The organism is Streptomyces muensis, assembly GCF_021474425.1.
Lineage (GTDB): Bacteria > Actinomycetota > Actinomycetes > Streptomycetales > Streptomycetaceae > Streptomyces > Streptomyces muensis.
The window spans coordinates 1-5540 of record NZ_JAKEIP010000393.1; the positions used below are offsets into that span (position 1 = coordinate 1).

Sequence of the window (5540 nt, forward strand, 5' to 3'; positions counted from 1 at the left end):
CCCCATGGCACGAACCGCGCCGACACCCGGGCCGTGTCGCTCGCCCCGCCCGTCGCCGTCACCGTCAGCCGCACGTCCACCGCGTCGAGCGCGGGCCGGTCGGACCATGGCTCGGTGAGCTTCGTACGGCTGCCCGGGGGCAGGTCGACGGGGAGGGTGCGCGGGGCGCGGTCGAGGAGGCGGCCGAAGACACCGTCGGCGCGCACGGCCAGCTTCGGCACGAGAGTCGTCGTACCTCGGTTGACCAGCTCGTACGCGATGCCGTCGCCGCGTACCGCCACATGTTCGACGGTCAGCGCGGACAGTTCCGGGAGAGCGACGCGGAGCCGGACCCCGACGCTCCGCTCACGGCCGTCCGCGTCCCGGGCGACGATCTCGACCGTGCGGTCGGCGGCCGGCACGGTCACCGTGAACGGCACATCGGCACGAGTACGCCCGGGCACCCGCACGGCCCCGTCCGCGAACGTGACCCCGGGCGCACGCAACCGGACGCTGACCGCCCCACCACTCCGGTTGACCACGGACACCGAGTCCTGCAGGACCGCCCCCGGCTCCCCCTCACCGTAAAAGGACGGCCGCCCACCACCGACGGGCACGAGCGACCACCCCTCGGCAGCGGTCGCCCTCGGGGCAACGCCCAGCAGCAGGAGCAGAGACAGACACAGGACACGGAGGGCTGACGACATGGGCGGCTCCAACGAGCTAACGGCGGGGCAGGGCCCCGTTTTTAGGGGCGCGGGGCTGTGTTGAATTTGCGGCTACCGCCGCGTGGGCGCGACCAGCCACAACGGACCCGCAGACAAAACACGAGCCGACCCGCCCTTCAGACCCGCTTACGCCGCGTCAACCACAACACCCCCGCCGCCCCCGAGAGGAACACCGTCGCGCCGAGCGTGCCCAGCGCGACCGCCGAGTCCACAGGCCCGGTCTGCGGAAGTTCGGCACCGGACCCGCCACCGCTCGGGGTCCCACCGCCGCCTCCGCCGCCCCCCGCCGCGGTCACGTCGAGGCTCAGCGACGGCCCGGGGCTGTTGGTCGGCGTACACGTCGTGGTCGTACCGAGCGCCTTGATGGTGAGCACACCGGCCGTGAAGGAGACCTTGCCGGTCTTCTTCGGGGTGTACGTGCCCGTCAAGTCATTGATCTTGATGGGGGTGTTGGCCGGAATGGCCTCCTGGTTGGCAGGCCCGGTCACGTTCATGGTGCCGCTGTCGGCGCCGCCCAGCTTGATGGTGGCGCTCGGGTTCATCGCGCCCTTGCCCAGCTCGACGGGGCTGGACGAGACGCCCTTCTGCCACGACATGGTGATCTTGTATCCGCTGCCGCTCTTGACGCCCTTGATGTCGATGGGCGAGACGGCGCTCTTGTCGCCGATCGGGGTCTTGCAGGAGTAGTTGACGTCGACGACCTCGGCCCGGGCCGCGGGGGCGGCCATCAGCACCGCCGATCCGGCCAGGGCCGCGGCGGTCGCGAGCGCGGCGGTTCGCTTCTGCTTCGACACGGTCCCCTCGTTCCTCACGGAATTCCTGACGGCATATCAGATCGGCCGTCAAGGTACGCCCGGGGCCTTGAGGAAGGAAGACACGGGGCACGCCGGAGTTGTGACGATCCGGCGTGCGCGTGAAGGGGTTCGGGTGGAGAGGGTGACCTCCGGTAACCCGGGGTCGGGCCGAGCGGAGCACTTCGGCCGAAACGATTACGCCGGTGCTCCCAGCTCCGCCCACACGGTCTTGCCCGCCACCCCGGGGGTCCGCATGACGCCCCAGTCCAGGCAGAGCCGCTGGACGATGAACATGCCGTGGCCGCCGGGGCGGCCCGCGCGGTGCGGGGTGCGGGGGGCCGGCTGGCCCGTGCCCTTGTCGGAGACCTCGACGCGGATCACCTTGTTGTCACAGGCGATCCACAGCTGGTCCGGGCCCTCGGCGTGCAGACAGGCGTTGGTGACGAGCTCGGAGACGACGAGCAGCACGTCCTCGGCCGCGGCCCGCTGGTCGGCGGTGGCGGCGGGCAGCCAGCCCCACGCGTACAGCGCCTGGCGGGCGAAGTCGCGGGCGAGCGGCACGACCCCGCTCTGGTCGCCGAAGTCCAGCCGACGGACCTGACGCCCCGCGGCCGCCCGCGCGGCCTCCTCGGGCGCACCGGACGGCTCGGGCCGCAGGGACGGCACGGCGCCCCCGTCGGCCGCCTCCGCCGCCGCGGCGCCCTCGTCGGAGCCCTCCGTGGCGGGCACGTCCCCCTCCGACACCCCGGAAGCGCCGCTGGGCTCAGGGCCGCGGTCGCCCGGCGAGAAAGGCCGGGTGGTGCTCATCAGCGCTTCACCTCACCGATTCACCAGTTCAACGTTCACACGATTCAGAAGTCAGTACGCAGAGTCAGTACGTCAGTACACCAAGTCCTTGCCTGATACGCCGGTCACACGCCCCCCACCCCCGGTGGCCGACATCACAACCGACAGGTTTCAGGATGTCTCCTGCCCGACCAAGCCGAGGGAACACCCCTGTATTCGACACGAAAGATGTGACGTCTGATGCAGAGCGGGACGCGTGGGGTCAACCCGCGCCGTCGGCCTCGTCGGCCCTGCCGGTCTCGGGAGCCAGGGCGGCGTCGAGCGAGTCGTGGACGGTGAAGACCGCCTCGGCCCCGGTGATCTCGAACACGCGCGCGACCACGGGCAGCATGCCCGCCAGATGCACCCCGCCGCCGGCGGCCTCGGCCTTCAGCCGCGCCCCGAGCAGCACGTTCAGTCCCGTGGAGTCACAGAACTCGAGCCGCGAGCAGTCGACGACCAGTCGACTGAAGCCCTTCTCGAGGCAGTCCTCAAGTGGCTCACGCAACAAATCGGCGGTGTGGTGGTCCAACTCACCCGCCGGGGTCACGACGGCACTGGAGCCCTCTTCCCGCACCTCGACCAGAAGTCGGCCAGACTGTGCGCTGCCGACCGTCCCGCGGTCCATGCCGTGTCTCACTCCCGACGTCGTGGCTGCTGACTGACGCTCTCGAACACTACGCCTTCCCTACGCCCTCCAACACCCGAACATCCACCCAGAATCGGACATTTCGGACCAGAGCGCACTTGCGGTGGGCTCACGAAAGCGGGTAGGGCTAGTAGAGACACGTAACCGACTCGGCCGGCTTTGGAGGCGCCGCACACCGCAGTGCACGCAGGCTTCGGCAGCCATATGCCGAGAACGATGGAGGACATCATGTCACCCCGGCTCGACGCATCGCATACCCAGAGCGCGACGTCGGCATCCCAACCGGAACATCTGGATCCCATCGAGCTGAACAGCGACGTACGTCCCGAATCCGACCTCGGTCAGGACTTCGGCCAGGACGACGCGCTCGCCGGGCTTCCGGACATCCCCCCGTACGACGAGGTGGGGCCGGTGGACGCGCGGGCCCTTTCCAAGACCCTCTTCGAGCGGCTGGAGTCGCTGGAGGAAGGGACCCACGAATACTCGTACGTCCGCAACACGCTCGTCGAACTCAACCTCGCGCTGGTCAAGTTCGCCGCCTCCCGCTTCCGCTCGCGCAGCGAGCCGATGGAGGACATCATCCAGGTCGGCACCATCGGCCTGATCAAGGCGATCGACCGCTTCGAGCTCAGCCGCGGAGTCGAGTTCCCCACCTTCGCGATGCCGACCATCATCGGTGAGATCAAGCGCTTCTTCCGCGACACGTCGTGGTCGGTGCGGGTGCCGCGCCGGCTCCAGGAGCTGCGGCTCGACCTGGCCAAGGCCGGTGACGAGCTGGCCCAGAAGCTGGACCGCGCCCCGACGGTGGCGGAACTGGCCGAGCGCCTCGGCCTGAGCAACGACGAGGTCGTCGAGGGCATGGCCGCGTCGAACGCGTACACCGCCTCCTCGCTGGACGCCCAGCCCGAGGAGGACGACGCCGAGGGCGCGCTGGCCGACCGGATCGGCTACGAGGACCACGGGATCGAAGGCATCGAGTACGTCGAGTCCTTGAAGCCGCTCATCGCCGAACTCCCGCCCCGGGACCGGAAGATCCTCTCCCTGAGATTCGTCGCGGGCATGACCCAGTCGGAGATCGGCGAGGAACTCGGCATCTCCCAGATGCATGTGTCCCGTCTGCTGTCGCGGACGTTGATCCGGCTCCGCAAGGGGCTGACGGTCGAGGAGTGACCACCCGAGGATCGGCGCCTCACCCGCGCTGACCTGCGCTGTGCCCGGTGCCCCGCCGAATCTGTCGGCAGGACACCGGGCACAGGTGCGTCCGGGGCGTGCGCACACGGCTCACCCGGCCGACATGACGCACGCGGCTCACGCGCCGGGCACACGCGACACACTCGCCGGGCACACGCGACGCACGGGTTACCCACAGAAACCCTTTCCCCATGGCTTCCCTTCCTCCACTATGAGCCGTCATACCCGCCGGTAGGACAGGACTCCGGGCGGGTCGCACGGCTGCGAGGAGGCAGGCGGATGGTTCGGGCCGACGACGGCAGGGACCCCGGCAGCGGGATACACAGGGGCGCCTCCGACGCCCGGCTCACCGAACTGCTGCGCGCCGACACGGCCACCGCGTATCCGGCACTCCAGGAGCTGCGCGCCCGCCACCACACGCCCGTCCTCGCCTACGCCCGTCTGTGCACCCCGAACGACTCCACGGCCCGGCAGTTGGCGGCCCAGGCGTTCACCATGGCGGCCCGTCAGACGGCACGCGGCATCGAGCCCGGCCTGCCCTGGCGGCACCAACTCCTGCTGCTGACCGCCCGCCTGGCCGGCACCTGGGCCATGGACGAGCGGGCGGCGGGCCTCGACGCGGGACTGCTGCTGGTCCTGAACACCGCCGGTCCCTCCGGCCCGGTCCCGCCCATGCTCACGGCGTTCCAGTCCCTGCCGTCCCGCATCCAGGGCCTGATCTGGTACGGCGTCGTGGAGCGGGAGTCGGCGGAGCGTACGGCCGCTCTCCTCGGCCTCACCCGCGAGGACGTCACCTACGGCACCGACCCGGCGCTCCAGCAGCTGGCCCGGTCCTGTCTGCGCGCCCGTCTCGCCGCCTCCGACGACCCCGACTGCCCCGACTTCGGCCGCCTCATCGAGGAGTCCGTACGGCCCGACAGCCCCCGCGGCAGCACCGATCTGCACGCCCACATGGCGCGCTGCCCGCACTGCACGACCGCGTACGAGGAGCTGTCGGCACTGCGGGACGCTCCTCGGGTAGCGCTGGCGGAGGGGCTGCTGCCGTGGGGCGGGACGGGTTATGTGGCGGCCGACAAGGCCCCCGGCCCGGGAGAGACGCGGAGCAGGGCGAACCGATCCCGGCCGCCGACGGGTTGGCCGTCGGACCGCCGCCGGGTCGTGCTGGTGTCGGCGGCGCTCGGAGTGGCGCTGCTGCCGCTGGTGCTGTTCCTGGTGGCGCAGGGCGGATCGTCGGCGCAGGATCCGGTCGGTTCGGCGAGCACTCCGGTGCGGGTGCCGCCGGTCGCGGTGACCGTGACGGCGACGGTGTCGCCGAGCCCGTCTCCCTCCCCGTCCCCGTCACGCACCTCCAAGTCCCCGTCCCCGACTCCGACC

Annotated in this window: 6 protein-coding genes; 2 read left to right on the forward strand and 4 right to left on the reverse strand. The window is 70.9% G+C overall.

Annotation, left to right across the window (positions count from 1 at the left end; all coding sequences use genetic code 11):
- From L0P92_RS41575 to L0P92_RS41590, 4 genes are all read right to left on the reverse strand, one after another.
- A partial coding sequence (locus L0P92_RS41575) for a hypothetical protein (RefSeq protein ID WP_234768326.1) occupies positions 1–686 on the reverse strand: 686 nt, incomplete at its 3' end.
- A 137-nt stretch (positions 687–823) separates the two neighbouring features.
- Positions 824–1501 carry an LPXTG cell wall anchor domain-containing protein gene (locus L0P92_RS41580; RefSeq protein ID WP_234768327.1) on the reverse strand — a complete coding sequence of 226 codons (678 nt, stop codon included), beginning with the start codon at positions 1499–1501 and terminating at the stop codon, positions 824–826.
- A 195-nt stretch (positions 1502–1696) separates the two neighbouring features.
- Positions 1697–2308, reverse strand: a complete 612-nt coding sequence (locus L0P92_RS41585) for an ATP-binding protein (protein ID WP_234768328.1) — start codon at positions 2306–2308, stop codon at positions 1697–1699.
- Between the two features lie 241 nt (positions 2309–2549).
- A complete protein-coding gene (locus L0P92_RS41590; RefSeq protein ID WP_234768329.1) occupies positions 2550–2954 on the reverse strand; it encodes an STAS domain-containing protein in 405 nt (134 codons plus the stop codon).
- A 237-nt stretch (positions 2955–3191) separates the two neighbouring features.
- On the opposite strand from L0P92_RS41590, the gene L0P92_RS41595 reads away from it, so the two are divergent.
- Positions 3192–4145: an RNA polymerase sigma factor SigF gene (locus L0P92_RS41595; protein ID WP_234768330.1), complete on the forward strand. Its 954-nt coding sequence runs from the start codon at positions 3192–3194 to the stop codon at positions 4143–4145.
- A 300-nt stretch (positions 4146–4445) separates the two neighbouring features.
- A partial coding sequence (locus L0P92_RS41600; protein WP_234768331.1) for a ricin-type beta-trefoil lectin domain protein occupies positions 4446–5540 on the forward strand: 1095 nt, incomplete at its 3' end.

Excerpts from the sequence above, each read along its gene's own strand:
- L0P92_RS41595 (WP_234768330.1), top strand. The coding sequence starts at position 3,192 with ATGGAGGACATCATGTCACCCCGGCTCGACGCATCGCATACCCAGAGC.
- L0P92_RS41590 (WP_234768329.1), bottom strand. The coding sequence starts at position 2,954 with ATGGACCGCGGGACGGTCGGCAGCGCACAGTCTGGCCGACTTCTGGTC.
- L0P92_RS41585 (WP_234768328.1), bottom strand. The coding sequence starts at position 2,308 with ATGAGCACCACCCGGCCTTTCTCGCCGGGCGACCGCGGCCCTGAGCCC.